At 60.8% G+C, this 16,857-nt stretch carries 12 protein-coding genes and 3 pseudogenes; 8 read left to right on the top strand and 7 right to left on the bottom strand.

Annotation, left to right across the window (positions count from 1 at the left end; all coding sequences use genetic code 11):
- Window positions 1-223: 223 nt before the first annotated feature.
- Complete coding sequence (locus G7066_RS02340) at window positions 224-1,813, bottom strand: bifunctional NAD(P)/FAD-dependent oxidoreductase/class I SAM-dependent methyltransferase (RefSeq protein WP_166328738.1); 1,590 nt, start codon at window positions 1,811-1,813, stop codon at window positions 224-226.
- A gap of 41 nt (window positions 1,814-1,854) precedes the next feature.
- Here G7066_RS02340 and G7066_RS02335 point away from each other — a divergent pair, with 41 nt between their 5' ends.
- The gene (locus G7066_RS02335) at window positions 1,855-2,454 is read left to right on the top strand and encodes a helix-turn-helix domain-containing protein (protein WP_166328736.1); all 600 of its coding nucleotides are present in this window, start codon (window positions 1,855-1,857) and stop codon (window positions 2,452-2,454) included.
- A gap of 3 nt (window positions 2,455-2,457) precedes the next feature.
- On the opposite strand, the gene G7066_RS02330 is transcribed toward G7066_RS02335, so the two are convergent.
- Window positions 2,458-2,964 carry a VOC family protein gene (locus G7066_RS02330; RefSeq protein WP_166328734.1) on the bottom strand — a complete coding sequence of 169 codons (507 nt, stop codon included), beginning with the start codon at window positions 2,962-2,964 and terminating at the stop codon, window positions 2,458-2,460.
- An 85-nt stretch (window positions 2,965-3,049) separates the two neighbouring features.
- Between G7066_RS02330 and G7066_RS02325 the strand changes: the two genes are divergently transcribed.
- Window positions 3,050-3,847: an AraC family transcriptional regulator gene (locus tag G7066_RS02325; protein WP_166328732.1), complete on the top strand. Its 798-nt coding sequence runs from the start codon at window positions 3,050-3,052 to the stop codon at window positions 3,845-3,847.
- Window positions 3,848-4,599: 752 nt separating this feature from the next.
- On the opposite strand, the gene G7066_RS02320 is transcribed toward G7066_RS02325, so the two are convergent.
- Window positions 4,600-4,830: a hypothetical protein gene (locus G7066_RS02320; RefSeq protein ID WP_166328730.1), complete on the bottom strand. Its 231-nt coding sequence runs from the start codon at window positions 4,828-4,830 to the stop codon at window positions 4,600-4,602.
- Here G7066_RS02320 and G7066_RS02315 point away from each other — a divergent pair.
- The 6 genes from G7066_RS02315 to G7066_RS16785 all read left to right on the top strand — a co-directional run bounded on the left by G7066_RS02315 (window position 4,829) and on the right by G7066_RS16785 (window position 11,734).
- Complete coding sequence (locus G7066_RS02315) at window positions 4,829-5,206, top strand: hypothetical protein (protein WP_166328728.1); 378 nt, start codon at window positions 4,829-4,831, stop codon at window positions 5,204-5,206. The genes G7066_RS02320 and G7066_RS02315 overlap by 2 nt on opposite strands.
- A 65-nt stretch (window positions 5,207-5,271) precedes the next feature.
- Window positions 5,272-7,977 carry an SdrD B-like domain-containing protein gene (locus tag G7066_RS02310; protein ID WP_166328726.1) on the top strand — a complete coding sequence of 902 codons (2,706 nt, stop codon included), beginning with the start codon at window positions 5,272-5,274 and terminating at the stop codon, window positions 7,975-7,977.
- Window positions 7,974-8,858, top strand: a complete 885-nt coding sequence (locus G7066_RS02305; RefSeq protein ID WP_166328724.1) for an SdrD B-like domain-containing protein — start codon at window positions 7,974-7,976, stop codon at window positions 8,856-8,858. The genes G7066_RS02310 and G7066_RS02305 overlap by 4 nt, the downstream gene beginning before the upstream one ends.
- Before the next feature lie 257 nt (window positions 8,859-9,115).
- Window positions 9,116-10,495 carry an RNA polymerase sigma factor gene (locus tag G7066_RS02300; RefSeq protein WP_166328722.1) on the top strand — a complete coding sequence of 460 codons (1,380 nt, stop codon included), beginning with the start codon at window positions 9,116-9,118 and terminating at the stop codon, window positions 10,493-10,495.
- A 133-nt stretch (window positions 10,496-10,628) separates the two neighbouring features.
- Window positions 10,629-11,099: an FAD-dependent oxidoreductase gene (locus G7066_RS16790; protein WP_280116192.1), complete on the top strand. Its 471-nt coding sequence runs from the start codon at window positions 10,629-10,631 to the stop codon at window positions 11,097-11,099.
- The gene (locus G7066_RS16785) at window positions 11,087-11,734 is read left to right on the top strand and encodes an FAD-dependent oxidoreductase (protein ID WP_280116191.1); all 648 of its coding nucleotides are present in this window, start codon (window positions 11,087-11,089) and stop codon (window positions 11,732-11,734) included. Before G7066_RS16790 ends, G7066_RS16785 begins: the two co-directional genes overlap by 13 nt.
- Window positions 11,735-11,791: 57 nt before the next feature.
- Here G7066_RS16785 and G7066_RS02290 read toward each other — a convergent pair whose 3' ends face one another.
- From G7066_RS02290 to G7066_RS02275, 4 genes and pseudogenes are all read right to left on the bottom strand, one after another.
- Window positions 11,792-13,105 carry a CMD domain protein gene (locus G7066_RS02290; RefSeq protein WP_244303203.1) on the bottom strand — a complete coding sequence of 438 codons (1,314 nt, stop codon included), beginning with the start codon at window positions 13,103-13,105 and terminating at the stop codon, window positions 11,792-11,794.
- A gap of 46 nt (window positions 13,106-13,151) precedes the next feature.
- Window positions 13,152-14,890: pseudogene (locus tag G7066_RS02285) on the bottom strand (dipeptide ABC transporter ATP-binding protein).
- Window positions 14,887-15,803: pseudogene (locus G7066_RS02280) on the bottom strand (ABC transporter permease). The pseudogenes G7066_RS02285 and G7066_RS02280 overlap by 4 nt, the downstream one beginning before the upstream one ends.
- Window positions 15,800-16,857: pseudogene (locus tag G7066_RS02275) on the bottom strand (ABC transporter permease). The pseudogenes G7066_RS02280 and G7066_RS02275 overlap by 4 nt, the downstream one beginning before the upstream one ends.

Below are 16,857 nucleotides of genomic sequence, written 5' to 3'. Positions count from 1 at the left end.
TTCGACTCTGAATGCTCAGAGCGAGAGAGCATGTCAATTCCTTTCGTCAAAGTAGGGCTGTCACGAGCTGAGGGGTGCCGACAGCCGCGATGAAACACAAGGGAACTCTGATATAGAAAACTCCCCACTTAGATGAAGAGGGAGCTCTCCGAGATGTGATGACGAGATTTACAAAAAATTCTTCTCACAAAAACAAACAAGCTCCTGGTTCGGGCCAACGCACTCACGAAACGGCGCTCACCCGCCGCACCACAACGACAGAATCCTCGAACTCAGCGGACTGCCCGTCCGGTGCTGTTCCCACGCGGGTTCGCACCTCTGCCACGTCAATCGCGTAGGCTTCGGGATCCAGTCCCAGCATCGCAACCTCATTCTCCGGGGTGGGAAACTCGGCGTGGGAGTGGTGATCCGGTGCGAACGAGGGCGCGGCGGCATGAGCCACAATCACCAGGCGACCACCCTCGGCGAGTCTCGCCACGGCCGCGCACAGCACGTCTGCGCGCGGCAGCTCGACCGGTGACTGCAGAAAGCTCGCGGTGATCAGGTCGTACTGCTCGGTGTTTTCGGGGGGCGCACCGATCCAATCGGCAAGGTCTGCGACTTCAAAGCTGGCGCGATCCAATCCCCGATCTTCAGCCGCCTCGCGAGCACGAGCAATCGCGGTTTGTGACAGGTCGATGCCGCTCGCCTGCCAGCCGCGTTCTGCGAGCCACATCACGTCGCCGCCCTCGCCACACCCCAGATCCAACGACCGACCAGGCTGCCAATCGCTCACGAGCTCGGCAATTGCCTGGTTGACCCGGCCAGACCATCTGGGACCGTCACCGCTATAGAGTTCCTCCCAGAACTCGGCTGGGCTTGCGGTGTTCTCTGACAAGCCGTGCGAGTGACCGTGCGCTGCGCGCTCAAAGTCCTCTTCAACAAGCACTCCGTTGACGGCGGCACCTGTGAGCATACCCGCGCCGGTTGCCAGTGGCACCGTCGCTGTCGGTGTCACCACATTGCCCGCCGCCCACACCCGCGGGTGGCTCGTGCGACCTGTCTGGTCAACCGCGATGAAGCTGCCCAGTGGACTGTCTGCGCGCTCAAGCTCGAGTTCCTTGAGAAAACCGTCGTGGGGCTTCAGCATTCCCGCCGTGAAGATCGCATCCACTGCGATCTCGCGGCCGCTCGCGGTGCGCACCATGCTCACTTGCCCGGCTTCACCCACAATCTCCGCTATGGGTTCAGCCTCAAGCTCAATTCCGCGGCGCTTCAGGGCACGGGTCGTTGCCTCGTCGAGCCCGCTCAGAACGTCAGTGAAGAGCACAACCTGCTCACTCAGCTGCCGCACAAGCTTGGCCTGGTGCACGCCGAAGTCGGGATTCGGGATCACCGCGAGGCGTTGCCCACGCACCTCCCAACCATGGCAGTAGGGGCAGTGCAGCACCGTTGATCCCCAGTGCTCGGCGAGGCCCGGGATCGCGGGGAGTTCGTCCGTCACACCGGTGGCCACGATCAGCGCGCGGGTCGCAACGTAGCCGTCACCGAGTTCGACGCGAAGGTGCTCCTGAGCGTCAGTGACCCACCGCACCCCGTCGTCGCGAAACTCAACGCCGTATTTCTCCACTTCAGCACGACCGCGCTGAGCGAGCTCAGTTGGTGGCACCCCATCGAACCCGAGTATGTTGTGCATGTGCGAGGCAAAGCGGTTGCGAGGATTACCCTCGTCGACAACCAGTACGCGCCGCAGCGAACGTCCAAGTGTCTGCGCCGCGCTGAGCCCCGCGGGCCCGCCGCCAACAATCACTGCATCCCAGATGTTTTGAGTCATACCCCCAGAATGACCAGGCCGTGCGATACTTGCAATTAGATTTGCAGTTTTGGCAAGGAGGATGCAGTGGATGGTCTGGATCAGCTCGGCCCCGACTTCGAGCAACGCGCCTGGATCGCGGCTGGACACTCGAGGACCTCGCGGGTCGCGCAAAGGTGTCGGTCAGCACGCTCTCCCGCCTCGAGTCAGGCAAACGCCAAGCCAGCCTCGAACTCCTGCTCCCCATTACCAGGCAACTCGGCGTACGCATAGATGATCTTCTTACGGTCGAGGATCAGGATCCTCGCGTGCGCCGCCCGGCCATGCAACGAAAAGGCATGACGATCGCTCCGCTGACGCGTGAGGAATCAGAGGTGCGCGCTTTCAAAATCAGCTACCACCCCGACGCCCCGATGCCGAGCGAACTCAAAACTCACGAGGGCCACGAGTGGCTCTACGTGCTCTCCGGCCGCCTGCGCCTGCGCCTCGGCGACCAGGAACACGTGCTCACCCGCGGAGAGGCCGCTGAGTTCGAAACGAGGATTCCCCACGGCCTGAGTGCAGAGGGCACCCGCCCAGCAGAGGTTATCAGCATCTTCAATTCACTCGGCGAGCGCCTGCACCTGCACTCTCTGGAGGCTGAACTCAAGCAGACGGAATAGCGACTACTGTGACTGCTGCGCCGCCCAGTCGCGCACACGCTGGGCGCTCTGCTCCTCAGATAGATCCTCAACACGCGTCATGATCGACCAACGCACCCCGAATGGATCGCGAATACTCGCAAATCGGTCACCCGACACGAAGTTCACAACCGGCTCTCGCACCGTTGCACCAGCAAAGACAGCACGTTTGACGAGATCATCAACGTCGGGGCAATACAGGCCCATTGAGTAGCAGTCACTGTCACCCTCGGGCGGAGCAACAAGATGATAGTCGGGCATCGGTTCGCCCAGTTGCAGCCGCCCGTTTCCAAGATCAAGTTCGGCGTGCACAACAATGCCACCAAACTCCGTGATGTCGACAACCCTTGCGCCGAATACCTCACGGTAAAACTCAATCGCGCTCCGCGCGTTTGAGATCGCTAAGAACGGGGTCAGAGTTGTAAATCCGTGCGGCAAGCCGTTGTTTGTGTGCGCGCCATTCGCTGCGCGAAACTCGTATGCATTATTCATGGCTTCAGCGTAAGATCGGCCAGAAAGAATCGCTTGCAGATTTACGCCAATCCCATTGCGTATTGGTCGACTCGGTGGAGGCAGAGTGGAGCAGGATCAACGCGGGATCCTGTTCCCCGATCGTTTGCCAGAGTTTCATCGTCTACAGCCTCCACCCAAGCTCACACACGCGGTACGTTGGTTTTGGATCGCTCGGTGGGAACTCTCACCGGGGTTGGAATCAAGACAGGAACTACTTCCGTTCCCGGCGTGCAATATTGTCGTGGAGCCTCAGGGAGTAGCGGCCGTTGGTCCGCCAACCCGTGCCTCGGAGAGGATCCTACGTGGAAGCGGCTGGGTTGTCGGTGCTCTCCTGCTGCCCTATGCGGTTCCCTCACTCGTACCCGAACCAGAGGGACTGCGCGACGGCAGTCGCCGCCTAGAAGAGGCGGCACTTCACACAGACATCTCGCTCCTCATGGATACGCCCAACTCGCATCCTCAGGTGGCGCGACGTCGCGCAGTCGAGACCTTCTCAGGCTGGATCGGCGAACGGATACCCATGTCAACACCCGGATCAGAACAGCTGCTCGCCAACGAGCTTGCAGAGATTCTTGCTGACCCCACCATTACCCGCGCGGACCAGATTCCAAATCGACTGCCCATGTCAGCGCGTAGCCTCCAGCGGCTAGCCAGTCGGTTCTTTGGGCTCTCACTGCACAGCATGATTCGTAGGCGGCGATTGCAAGAAGCGGCAGCACTCCTGAGAAAAAACCCGGCCTGCTCACTCGCTGATCTCGCAAACGAACTCAGTTACAGCGACCACGCTCATTTCTCAACCGACTTTAAAGCGGTGACCGGCATGACTCCGAGTGCTTACCGCAGACACACATCAAAGCTGTGAGGCCTCACGCCATATACACAGTGGTTTAGCGGAAACGACGGGTTATTCTTGTACTGGAGAGACTGCGCTGCAAGCTCACTTCTTCCACTCTTGGGGAATTGGCCATTAAGACACACCTGAAAATCTGAGAGTTTTCTGCATGTGTTCGTCTTGCGTAACGAAACGACACAAATCCCAATCTGTCTTTATCGGGTCTGCGCTTTGGATGCGGACAGTTGGGACCAGACCCTAGGTCTGTCGCAAACAGGTCAAATCGTGAAGGCGCAAACTGGTGCGCCGAATGGGGAGTAATTGATGTTTTCTGATGGAAGAATGTCCGCGTCTGAAAAACGAGGACTGTTCCAGCGTGGTGGAGCAAAGAGAAACTTTGCTGTGCGCGTTGCGTTCTCGACCGTACTTGCGCTGCTACTGGGGCTTTCGTAACGCCCTCAACAGCAGCACAGGCCACAGAAACCACAGCCGGTAGCATCCTTCGGGTCTACTCCGGCACAACTCCGTTCGACAGCGACGACTCCCGCGGGCAAGACTCGGGTCCTGAGAACGACAGGGTTCGAGTTCAAGACAGCATTGGCTACAGTGTCGAGGCAGGGATAAACAATCCCGGGAGCCAGGGTACTCAAACCAAGTATCAGCACCTGACGGTTACGTTTGATCCACTCCCTCTGGGATTCCGCTGGCAGGAGCTTCCAAGCGGTTGTCTGACAAGTGAAGACTACCGTTCATCGCTCACAGGAGACGGCCGAACCGAACCCTCAGTGCTGAGCTGTGACCTCGGTCACCGAGAAAGCGGCAGCACCTATGGTTTCACGCCGGTTTTGAGCGTTCTCGGTACGGTAACCGAGGGCACAAACATCGCTCCCACCGCTCGGGTTACGGCTGACGACATCGCCGCCGAAACCAAGCTTGAGGCCCAGAGACGCTGGTGACCGCTCTGCCTTCGCTGCTCGACGTCGCCGTTCACGCCCCGTGGGAACCTGGGACATGCGAAGCGAAATTATCGTGGAAAACGGGGTGACACGCGAGGGCTACTCTGTTTACTTTCCGATTGACGTGAAGTATGTGGGCCGGGCATCGTCGTCCGTTGAGGGTCCAATCACCTTCGACGTCCGCATTCCACAGCTTGCGTCACCCGAAACAACAATCATTGGCCTCTGCGACAGCTCCCGTGGCATGGCGACCACACCGGGGCAGCGAGGTGGGAATGGCACCAAGGTCAATGCAGTCCAGGAGTCGGGCACTTGCAGCTACACTCGTGACGAAACTGATCCGTCCATCCTGCACATGACGCTCACCGGAACAGCGACCACCCCGATTTCTTTCCAACTCACACAGCTGGGGGAACCGAACTCAAAAGAGTAAACGCCGATACGTCCAAGAACAACGCCGCTCTGCAGTACATTGCAGCGGCCGGAGTCCGGATCCACGTGCCCTACACTCTATTCACCAACGACAAGGCAACCGTCACCGCCGAGGTGAGTAACCTCTCAGCCACGGCAGTTGAGCGCAGTTCTGAGTGGGATCCGGGCCAGGGCAACACAGCAACACAAATGAAGGCCACGATGTGCAACACCCTCGCAGGGCCGTTGTACTGCGCCAACACGCAGAACCTCGCCTCGGTCGATCTGGTGAGGCCTACAGCAGGCACCTTCTCCGTACCGGCAAAGACGGACCGTCTGCTCAACTTCCGTCAGAATCCCGAGACCACGGGCGACTTGACCGCAAAGCCTTTCTACTCCGACAAACAGTTCACCCAGGCACTGCCTGAAGCACTACCCGGAACGAAATATGTGGGCAGGGGTGCCGTCGCCCTTTACATTCCCCTCGGCAAGGTCGACAACAGGCTTGTGTTATGCCAGGCGATCGATAACCGCTACACAACAGTAACTCCCTTCTCGGCGAAGGATCAGGACCGCGCGGCTGCAGTGAGCGTAGTGACCAGCAGCGAGCATAAGCCCGAGCAAGTGCTTCAGGAGCTCTCAAACTACGTGAAGATTCAGTACGGCGTTGGTGGCAATGGGGGAGTCGACACGGGGGACGGTACTGGCTGGAGCGCAGCAAGCCCTCAGTCCGAATTCACCTGTGGAGACAATGATTCGACCAAGTGGTACGACAGCATCAATGCTCCTGAGGGCGGCCCCGGTGCGATCACCAAGATTCGGGCCGTAGTTGAGGGACCAACCCCCGAGTTTCTCGCAACCGGTTGGTTGGGCCTCGGGCTCGACGTCGCTCTGCAGGTACGCCCCGACGCACCGGTCAGCAATCTGGACGGACCCGTCGTTGACCAGGTTCGGATTGAAGCGACCAACCGCCAGGGAGTCTGGGAAGACGATGTGCTACGACCCAAGAGCCGCTCAGAAGCAACACTTCTGATCACCGAGATTCCACTCAGGGTCGCCAAAACGCTGTCGAACACTGCAAAAACTCAGTACGAGGCGCAGGAAAAAATTGCCTGGAAGATCAACGTGTCCACGGTCAACACCGGGCCAAGCGTTACGGTTCGCAACACGCAGATTACCGACACGCTACCGGATGAACTGACCTACCATCCAGGTTCTTCCAGGATCAACGGTAAGCCAGCTAGCGACCCTGTAATTGGTGTGGACTCCGCAGGAAAAACAACGCTGCACTGGAACCTGGGTGAAATGAAGTTAGGCGAATCGCGTCAACTCGAGTACGAGACAACAACAAGCCCCGATGTGTTCCAGGGAACACAGGTCGAAAACAACGTGCTCGCAACCGCGGACGGCGCTTTGCCGGCAAGGAGCAAAGCCACAGCAACGATCACCAACTCTGCACTCTTCGCTGTTGCGAAGCGGTCAGCGCCTCCCGTTGTTCAGCCCGGTGAAGCCGTCAGCTTCGACGTTCGCATCACCAACCTGTCAACGAAAGAAGTTCCCTCCACCGACTTCATCGACTGGTTACCTTTCGATGGCGACGGACGCACCCCCGAATCTTCATTCAATGGAGAGCTCGACCTCACGAGCGTGTCGCAAGAGGCCGGGGCCCAGCAAACCCGGATCCTCTACACCTCCTACGATCAGTCGAAGATCGATCTGAAAACCGACCTCGATCCCGAGGCCATGTCGGCGAGCATCGTGTGGTGCGAGGCGACCGAGTTTGCGAAGTCCCCCGGCTGCCCGTCAAACATGGCTGAGGTTACTGGCCTGCGATTCGTAGGCGGCGAGATGGGACCGGGCACCTCTACTACGATGCGCATCGTTGCCGCACTGCCCAAGGGCAAAGCAGGTGACGTACTTGCAAACACAGCCGGCGGGCGGGCGGGAGGTTTCACCACAAATCTGCTCTCGAACGTCACAGTGGCCAACATCGTTTCCTCCTCGGTGAGCGGTGTTGCATGGCAAGATGCCGATCATGACGGCGTAATGGCCGACGATGAGAACCGTCTAGACGGCGTTACCGCCGTGCTGAAGGATGCCGCCGACAATGAGGTGGCGCGCACTGTCACCAACGACAAGGGTGAGTACACCTTTGAGTGGATCCTCGCCGGTGAGTACACCGTTCACTTTGAGACGGTGTCGCACAAAATGCCAACTCAGAAGCAGGTAGGCACCGATTCGAGCGTTTGGTCTCTGATTGATGACTCCGCCACCGCAGCAGTTTCAGTTCCCCTGGGAACTGACGTTCGCAACATTCATGCCGGTTTTGTCGATCAAGTCGACTTGCAGGTCAAAGGCCTGAAGGCAAGTTCAGGAACAATCGGCCAGCAGGCAAGCGCAACCTTCGAGGTCTCAAACGAGCTCAGCTCCGATATTCATGAGCCCGTAGTTGTCTTCACCGTTCCCAGTTCCTTAAGCGATGTCAAGGTGATCGCGCCCAGTGGCTGGACTCTCGTCGACAATAGTGATGGCACCTGGACCGCAACGGGACCAAATACCTTCGCCGGGGGCGAGAAGGTTGAGTTCGACATTACTGGAACTGTGAAGGTGATTGAAGAACTCACGTTCACGGCCACTGGAACTGCCAGCAACGATTTCGAGCCAAAACTCGACAACAACGAGGCAACGCTCAGCACAACGCCGCCAGAACCTGCAACCATCTCAGGGTCAGTTTTCAGCGATTTCAACGCGGACGGTGTCTGGCAAGACACCGAGCGCGCGGTTGAAGGGTGACCGTGACGTTGCGAGACAGCAAGGGCGAAGTCGTGGCCTCGGTTGTCGTCGGTTCTGATGGCTCCTTCATATTCCCGAACCTGCCCGGAGGCGACTACACCGTCGAACTTGATCAACCAGACGGGTCAACCATCTCAACACCGGGTGGCTCGAAATGGTCCGTGACAGTGGCACCCGGAGAAACCGCTACTCACGAGTTTGGCCTGGTCAAAGAGGTAGACCTTCAGGTCGAGGGGGTCTCGGTTACAGTCGGCACCGTTGGGCAAGAGGTCAGCGCGGTATTCAGCATCTCGAATGCCGGTAAAGACAACAACATCACGAGCCCGCGAATCATTTTCACCGTTCCGGAATCTGTTTCTTCACCCACCGTCTCAGCTCCCAAGGGCTGGACGGTGACCAAAAACGATGATGGCACGTGGACTGCAGTGGGCCCCGAGGCTTTCGCCCCGGGCGATGCCGTGGAGATCACCGTTTCTGGCACGGTCACCTCGACAGAGACCCTCGTTTTCAGCGCTGAGGGATCCACACCGTCCGATACGGAGCAAAACCTGGCAAACAACCGGGCCGAACTCACTGGTGTTCCGGTGATTCCTGCTTCAATCACAGGGCTCATCTTCAATGACCTCAACGAGAACGGTATCCGAGATGCGGGCGAGAAGCCGTTCGGTGATCTTGAGATCACATTGGCGGGCCCCGGCGGTAAACCTCTAGAAAAGGTTGTTACAGAGGCCGACGGAGCATTCGCGTTCCTCAAGCTGCCCGCGAGTGACTACAAGGTCTCGTTCAAGGCTCCGAAGTCTTACCGTCTCACAACGGGAGGCAGCAACTGGGAGGTACAGCTCGCCCCGGTGACTCGGCCAATAATGAGTTCGGTCTTGTAAAAGCTACAACGCCAAATAAACCCGAAGATAGGCCGGGCGAAAATCCAATCACCGACAAGTCGGGAAAGAAACCAAACAACGCCGCTTCGGATGGACCGGGAACGGCACTGGCAATGACGGGTAACGACCTGCGCGGAGTCATTGTTCTGACGGTATTAACCCTGCTCGTTGGAGCAGGAATTCTACTGACCGCTCGATTGCGGACTCGCGAACGAAGAAAAAACTAGGAGAAAAGTAGTCATGGGGATGACTTACAAGTGCAGACTAAAACGTCTGACCTTCGAGTGGGTGCCGAGCCTTCGGCACCCACCATGGTGGGTGATGCCGATTTGCTGCGCGACTACCGCGCTGGCGATAAGTCAGCACTCGCAAAGCTTCATGAGCGGTATTTTCGGGCTCTAGTTGCTCGCGCCTACCGACTGGTGCAGAACCCAGCGGATGCGGAAGACTTCGCATCGGAGGCATTCTTTCAGGTCATCAGAGCCATCGATTCTGGCAAGGGTCCGACCGTCTCGATGTGGCGCTACCTGCTCACCACAGTTCGATCAGTCGCGATCACCCACTCCTCTCGGTACGACGCGATCACCTTGGAGCCTCATGAAATCCAGGAACAGATCGATCTCCAGACTTCGATGCCGAACGAGAGAACACTTGACGACACAGTCACGACTGCGTTTCTGCAACTCCCTGAGCGCTGGCAGCTTGTCATCTGGTATCGCGAGGTTGAAGGCTACTCGCAGCGCGAAACCGCCAAGGTGCTCGGGATCGCCGAGAACGCAGTCGGAGTTCTCTCCCACCGAGCCCGCAGAGGGTTTCGGGCCGAGTATCTTAAAGCTGTCTTGCGGTCTGATTCTTCCCGATCGTGCACACGGTTACGCCAACAACTCGTGAAACATCATTCGTCACGAACTGAAAAGCCCCTGAAACTCCACCCCGATCTTGAGCAACACCTAGAGCATTGCCGTGCCTGCAAGGGTGTCCTGGTAGAGGCTCACGAGGTGACCAATCGGTTCGGTCGTGCCATGTCGCTTGCACTGATCGGGACTGCCCTCGGAGGGACTGCGGCTGGTGGCCTGGCACTGAATTCAGCTGAGCCCGCAAGCGCAGCGCCTCTCAGCAGCGGCCTCGCCCAAAGCACAGCCCTGATCGCAAAAAAGTCGATACTGACCATCGCAGCGGTCGTTGCGGTATCAATCATTGCAGTGACAGTCGTGCAGATAGCCGCCTCTGACACCGGACGCGTGCCGGCAGAGCTGAGCTCTACGGAAACAAAACACCCTGGTCAGAAGCCGCTGGTACTCGATTTCCCGGTTGAGAAGGCTCTCCGCGAGGGTTCCCCGGAAAAGCCGATTCAGGTGTTCACCGAGAAAGTGAGTGATGGCTCCTGCGGTGTGAAGTTTGTTCCCGCGAGCGACAGCCAAGAGAACGCTTACTTCGAGCAATCAGCGGAAGGACATGGCGAATGCCACATACGAACCTCACGAAACGGCGCTGAGATTTCAGACTTTCAGATGGGCGATGGCGTGCAGCGTATCTATGTGAAGCGGGCGGACACCTACGCCTTCGCCTTCGAAACAGACCTCACGGCAACGCGCACCCTCACCTTCAGGCTCCTGCCTGAGCTTCTCGAAAGTTAGCGACTGCCTGGTTTAGTTGGGAGCGCTCTCACGCTAACTCTTCTACCATCGGTACTACGGGTGCATCTGGAACAATCCACAAGGAGAGCGTCTTGACCAAGCAGTACGACCACATCGTTGTCGGCGGGGCATCATGGGCCTCGCCACCACCTGGCAACTCGCCAGCCGAGGCAAGCGCGTGCTGCTTCTTGAACGGTTCGAGACGCATCACACCCGTGGTGCTTCGCACGGCTCTACCCGCAACCTCAACAACGCCTACCGCGAGGACCACTATCTCGATCTCTTCGACGAGGCCTCGGCGCTGTGGCGTGAGCTTGAGGCAGGATCCGGCACCCCGCTCCTTGGACTTCACGGGCTGGTATCGCACGGCGATCCCGAACGAATCGCCGCCGCCCACGATGCGCTACAGGCTCGCGGTGCCGACATTTCGGTTGTGTGCGCCGACGAAGCTTCGGCACGGTGGGCGGGCATGAAGTTTGAGGGAAACGTACTCATTGGGCGTGAGGCCGGCATCATCTTTGCTGCTCGCGCACTCGACGCGTTCAGCTCCGCGGCAGAAGCCGCGGGGGCGGTCATTCAGCGGGGGTGTTGGTGCTTGAGATAGACCCGCTCGCCGACGGTGCCTACGTAACTGTCAGGCACCCCTCAGGGGCCAAGGGAGTGGAAGGGCCAGTCCAAGACCTCTTCGCCTCCCACGTCACCGTCACGGCAGGCGCTTGGTCGAAACCGCTGCTGCGCGGAGTCATAGATTTGCCCACACTCACCGTGACCGAGGAGCATCCCGCGCATTTTACGCCCCGATCCACCGACCTGGAGTGGCCGTCCTTTAATCACTTGCTCGGTCCTGAGCTGCTCGCCGAGTTCGGCGGTGACGTGTACGGCATGCCGAGCCCCGGAGAGGGAATCAAGGTCGGGTTCCACTGCGTGGGTCCCGAGGTGGATCCTGATATGCGCGAGTTCCGTTCATCGGAGCACCTGCGGTCGCAGCTACGCAACTATGTTTCGGAGTGGTTCCCTGGCCTCGATCCCGCAACTGCTTCAGAGGTCAGCTGCACATACACCTCCACCGATTCGGGAGACTTTGTTCTCGACACCGTGGGGCCGATCACCGTTGGTGCGGGATTCTCGGGGCACGGCTTCAAGTTCGCCCCGGCGATCGGACGCGTCCTCGCCGACGCAGCGTTGGGTCGTGCTCAGATTCCCGCGCCGTTCCTGCTCAGTGCTCACCAGTCCGTGTGACCCAGATACGGACTGGTGAGGGCACTCAGACCAAAGTTGGTTCCCCCAGGGAGAGCATCAAGCGGTTCGCCCAGTTGAAGAAGGCGCCAGCTTGAATGACGTCGAGTAGTTCGAGTTCATCGAGTCCTGCCCCACGCAAGGCCGCAATATGCTCCCCGCTGAAACGGGAGGCGTCGCGGTCAGCGCCACGGTCGCGCCGATGATCGCATTCCAACGGGGCGCAAACTCGGTGTCAATTCCCTCATCGAGCAGACGTTGCACCTCCGCGCTATCCGCGCCGTGCTCGGTCGCGAACCGGGCGTGTACCGAAGCGCAGAACACGCAACCGTTGAATCGCGATGCGGCGGCCGCGGCGATCTCCCGATCCGCTCGTGGCAAACCGGCATCGGTGTTCGTGAAGATGTCGAGGTCGGTGAGTGTGCGTTCAAGAAGTGCTTCAGGGTCACGCGCCAACACGCGAAAATACGGCATGTGGACCCGCTCACGTTCGACCAGGGCCTCGTAGTGGCGCTCGGTAAACTCAGCCACGGGCAGCGGTTCGAGCCAGGGCTTCCAGCCGAGCACGTCCTGGGTGAAGCGCGGCGGTTCTACAACCTTCGGGATGGGTGGCAGCTGCTCCGCGGTTTCGGCTGCGCGAGCGGGGCCTGTCGCATTCGCCGCCGCGGATTCCCACACCTCCTCCCGCCGTCGTTCGTCGGCGATGCGGGCCACTTGGGCAGCGAGTTCAGTGAGGTCGCTCGCTTTGGCAGTTTCGCCACCATCGGCCACTCGCAGTTCACCGAGCCCCTGTGCAACTCTCAGCTGGAACGCAAGGAACGCGACTAACTGCGACAGCGTCACAATGCCGGTTGTACTCCAGCCAGCATCGAGCAGGCGCTGCAGAGTTGCACGCTGGGCATCACGGGGGTGCAGCACCAGAAGGTGTGCGTGTTCGAGCGCCGCGGCCAGGCGATCCCCCAGCGCGTAGGCAGCCTCGACCGAGTCAACCGAGTACTCGGGACCCGTCACGCTCTCGATAGAGTTCTCGGCACGAAAAGCCCCGTAGGGGCCCTCACCCGCGGCATGGCGTGCCTCGGCAACGATCAGGGCTTCGAGTCGTTCACCACCGGTGTGACGCAGCAACGCACCATAGAACTCAACGGCCGCAGTCTGTCGGTGCAGCCTAGCAACAAAGAGAGCGACGGCGGCACGCTCCACAAGAGATACCTGCGAGGCATCAACCGGAATAAAGAGCGCCTCAAAGCTGCCCTGAGTGTGCTCGCGCGACTCGGGGCGACGGTCGCGCGCCCGGTCGCGCGCGTCACCCGAAGAGATACCGGTCAGTGCCGAAAGGATGTCGGTCTCAATACGGGTTTCGGTGGTGGTGGTCATGAGGAGTTCCATTCAGTAGAGGGTGAAGTTCGGTAGTCAGGAGCCATCAGATCACCCAACCGGGGCCGCGGCCTGGGATGGCCTCGAGCAACTGGCGGGTGCAGGAGTGCTCCGGCGAGCTAAAGACTTGCTCCGTTGGACCGTGTTCGATCTGACGTCCGCGCTGCAGCACAGAAACGGTGTCGGCGATCTGTCGCACGACCGCCAAGTCATGCGAGATGAACACGTAGCTCAGTCCGAGTTCCTGCTGCAGACGCGCGAGTAAACGCAGGATCTGCGCTTGCACCGTCACGTCGAGCGCTGAGACGGCCTCGTCGAGCACTACCAGTTCGGGCTCCACGATCAGCGCCCGGGCTATCGCCACACGCTGTCGCTGTCCGCCCGAGAGCTCCCGAGGTTTGCGATGGGCAAACTCGGGCGGAAGAGCAACGAGCTCTAGCGCACGCGATACCCTGGCACCGCGGTCCTCACGTGTTCCAATACCGAAGTTGCGTAGCGGCTCGATAAGTACCTGGTCAATGCTCTGCCGCGGATCCAAGGAGCCATACGGGTTCTGGTAGACAAGCTGCACGCTGCGCCGAAACTCGCGCAGGCCGCGTCCCCGCAGCTCGGTCACCTCGGTCTCACCCACACGAACGCTCCCAGCGGTTGGTCGAGCAAAGCCCGCGATTGCGCGGCCCGTGGTGGTCTTGCCCGATCCCGACTCGCCCACTAACGCGTGTGTCGTTCCACGTGGAACCGTAAACGACACATCATCGACCGCGACGAACGAGGCAGCTCCGCGCGCCCCCGAAACTCCTGTCGCAGTTCTCGCACCTCCAGCACCGGTGAAGCTGGCGCGGCTACAGAAATTAGGGGTTCAGGATCGGATCCCACCCCCTCCGCAACGTCTACCACGACAATCCGCTCGCGTTTCCCGGGGTTGCCGAACGCCGGGGCGTCGGCCATCAGCTGGCGCGTGTACTCGGATTCAGGCCGCGTCAGCACGCGCTCGCTCGGCCCAGCCTCTTGCACAGCACCGCCGCGCATCACCACAACGCTGTCGGCGCGCTCGGCGGCAACAGCGAGATCGTGCGTAATGAACAGCAGCCCCGTGCCGGTCTCCTGCCGCAGTCGGTCGAGCAGATCGAGCACCGTGCGCTGCACGGTCACGTCGAGCGCACTCGTGGGTTCGTCGGCGATCAGCAGCTCGGGATCGTTCGCAATCGCGGTCGCGATGAGCACCCGCTGGCGCATACCTCCCGAGAACTCGTGCGGGTACTGCTTTGCGCGCCGCACGGGATCATCGATCCCTACCTGGTCGAGCAGTTCGAGCACGCGACCACGAATGGCCCGCCGATCCTTCTGCCCGTGAATGCGCAGCGACTCGGCCACACTCGCCCCGATCGTGGCAACCGGGTTGAGGGAGTTGCCGGGATCCTGCGGGATTAACCCGATGCAGCGGCCACGCAGCCCGCGCCACCGCCGCTCCGAGAGGCCCACGAGTTCGGTCGGCCCCTCGCGCCGCTCGTTCAGTGTGATGCTACCGCCTGCAATGCGTCCATTGGCTGCGAGCAGGCCGATTACCGACTGGGCGACGGTGCTTTTGCCCGATCCCGATTCACCAACCACCGCGGTCACCTTGCCAGGAGCGACGTCGAAGCTGACGCCGCGCACTGCGTCGACAAGGCCGCGCTCGGTGCGGTACTGCACCACGAGGTCATGAATGCTGAGCAGCGGGGTCGGGGGCGCGGCGGCCACGAGCGTTGCGTGTGCGTCTGGGGTTCCCAGCAGCGTCTGACTCATCGCCCGCTCCCTCGATTGATGGCCTGGCTCAGCCGGTTACTCGCGATCACAACGGCCACAACCACCAGGCCGGGCAACACCGTCAGCCACCACGCGGTCGACACGTAGTTGCGACCCTCGGCAATCAGCAGACCCCACTCTGGAGTCGGCGGCGGGCTCCGTACCCCAAGAATCCAAGCGTAGAAATCTGCAGGATCGCGGACCCCAATTGCAACGCCGCGAGCGCGATGACGGGGGTCAGCGAATTCGGCAGCACGTGCCGCCACAGCACCCCGAAGAACCCACCGCCTGATCCGTACGCGGCCTCGACGTACTCACTCGCCCGCACGCTCACAACCTGCGCACGCGCCAGCCTTGCAAACACCGCGACAGAGGTCACGCCAACCGCGATCGCCGCGTTGGCGGTGCCAAAGCCGAGCAGAATCACGATGCTGAGCGAGAGCAGCAGGGTCGGGATCGCCAGCAGCACGTCAACCAGGCGCATCAGGGCCTCATCAAAGTGTCTGCCGAGAGCCCCGGCGGTCACGCCGATCAGTGTGCCGAACACGAGCCCGACGGCGACCGCAATCAGCGCGGCGCCAATTGACTGGCTGGCCCCGTGAATGACCCGGCTCAATAGGTCGCGACCGGTCGCATCGGTGCCGAACCAGTGTTCAACACTTGGTGCCTGCAGCGCAGAGGCGACAGTTTCGGTTGGGCTCACCGAGGTGAAGAGACCCGGGGCAATCGCCCAAGCTACGGCGACCAACAATATGAGCAGCGGCAGCAGGGTGCCAGGGGTCAGGATCTTGCGCCAGGCTTTCTGCGGGGCGCGCCTGCCCAGGCGGGTTGTGCTCTGTCCGGCGTCCGGGTCCGCGCCGGGCGTGGTCACAGCGCCCTCTGCGGTCTCGGCAACGATCTCAGTCACGGTCATGACACTCCTCCCGCAGAAACTGGCAGCTCTACCTCTGAACGATCGAGGGGTGCCGGAGCGCTCGCTGATCCCGGACTACCGGATCCCGAACCGCGAGCAGGTGCACGCCTGCCACCCCGGCGCCCACTCTGCCGAAGCCGCGCGTCGAGCACGGGGTACAGCAGATCGACGGCGAGGTTGATGGTGACAAACACGGTCGCCGCGATCACCACAACGGCAAGCAACACGGGAGTATCGCGGTTCGCGACGGCCTGCGCGGTGAGGCTGCCGATGCCGACCCGACCAAACACCGTCTCCGTGACAATCGCGCCACCCACCAGTTCACCAAAGAGCAACCCGGCCATGGTGAGGGCGGGCAGCAGTGCATTGGGAGCGACGTTTCGCCATAGCAACCACGACGTGCCGGCCCCCGCGCACGCACCACGGTGACGAACGGCTGCTCGCGCACCTCGTCAATGCTGCGCAAGAACACCTGCGCGAGCGGGGCGGCGATAGGGATCACGAGGGTCAGCGCCGGCAATACAAGCGCTTGCCCCTCGCTCGCACCAATCACGGGGATTAGCCCGAGCTGGAACGAAAAGATCTGAATGAGCACGATGCCAATCCAGAACACCGGCAGCGACACAAAGAGTGGTGGCAGGTTACGAAAGACGCGCCGCAGCCATCGACCCTTGCCGTAGCTCGCGGTGAACGCGATTACCCCAGCGAGAAACACGGCCCCCACGAGCGCGATCGAGGCGAGTGTGAGTGTGCCCGGCAGGGCCTCGGCGAGCAGTGTCGACACCGCGGCCCCGCTCTGCACCGAGTAGCCAAGATCGCCGGTCAGAAACGCACCGATCGAATCGAAGTAGCGCAAAATGAGCGGTTGATCGAAGCCGTACGACGCCCGGATCTCGGTCAGTTGCTCAGGCGTTAGGCCGAGATCCGGGTTGCCGTAGCGGGCCATGACGGCGTCGCCCGGCAGAGCCGCGAGCAGCACGTAGGCTACGGTGTAGGCGAGCGCGAGGACCAGGATGGCCTGGCCCACGCGTCGCAGAACTGCTGTGCTGGTCAC

Origin of the sequence: Leucobacter coleopterorum (assembly GCF_011382985.1) — a bacterium.
Classification (GTDB): Bacteria; Actinomycetota; Actinomycetes; order Actinomycetales; family Microbacteriaceae; genus Leucobacter; species Leucobacter coleopterorum.
This window is presented reverse-complemented; position numbering and strand designations above follow the sequence as displayed.

What these genes read in the sequence shown, in the direction of transcription:
- G7066_RS16790 (WP_280116192.1), top strand. Translation starts at nt 10,629, where the DNA reads ATGGGCCTCGCCACCACCTGGCAACTCGCCAGCCGAGGCAAGCGCGTG.
- G7066_RS02315 (WP_166328728.1), top strand. Translation starts at nt 4,829, where the DNA reads ATGCGAAGCGAAATTATCGTGGAAAACGGGGTGACACGCGAGGGCTAC.
- G7066_RS02340 (WP_166328738.1), bottom strand. Translation starts at nt 1,813, where the DNA reads ATGACTCAAAACATCTGGGATGCAGTGATTGTTGGCGGCGGGCCCGCG.
- G7066_RS02290 (WP_244303203.1), bottom strand. Translation starts at nt 13,105, where the DNA reads ATGACCACCACCACCGAAACCCGTATTGAGACCGACATCCTTTCGGCA.
- G7066_RS02320 (WP_166328730.1), bottom strand. Translation starts at nt 4,830, where the DNA reads ATGTCCCAGGTTCCCACGGGGCGTGAACGGCGACGTCGAGCAGCGAAG.
- G7066_RS02330 (WP_166328734.1), bottom strand. Translation starts at nt 2,964, where the DNA reads ATGAATAATGCATACGAGTTTCGCGCAGCGAATGGCGCGCACACAAAC.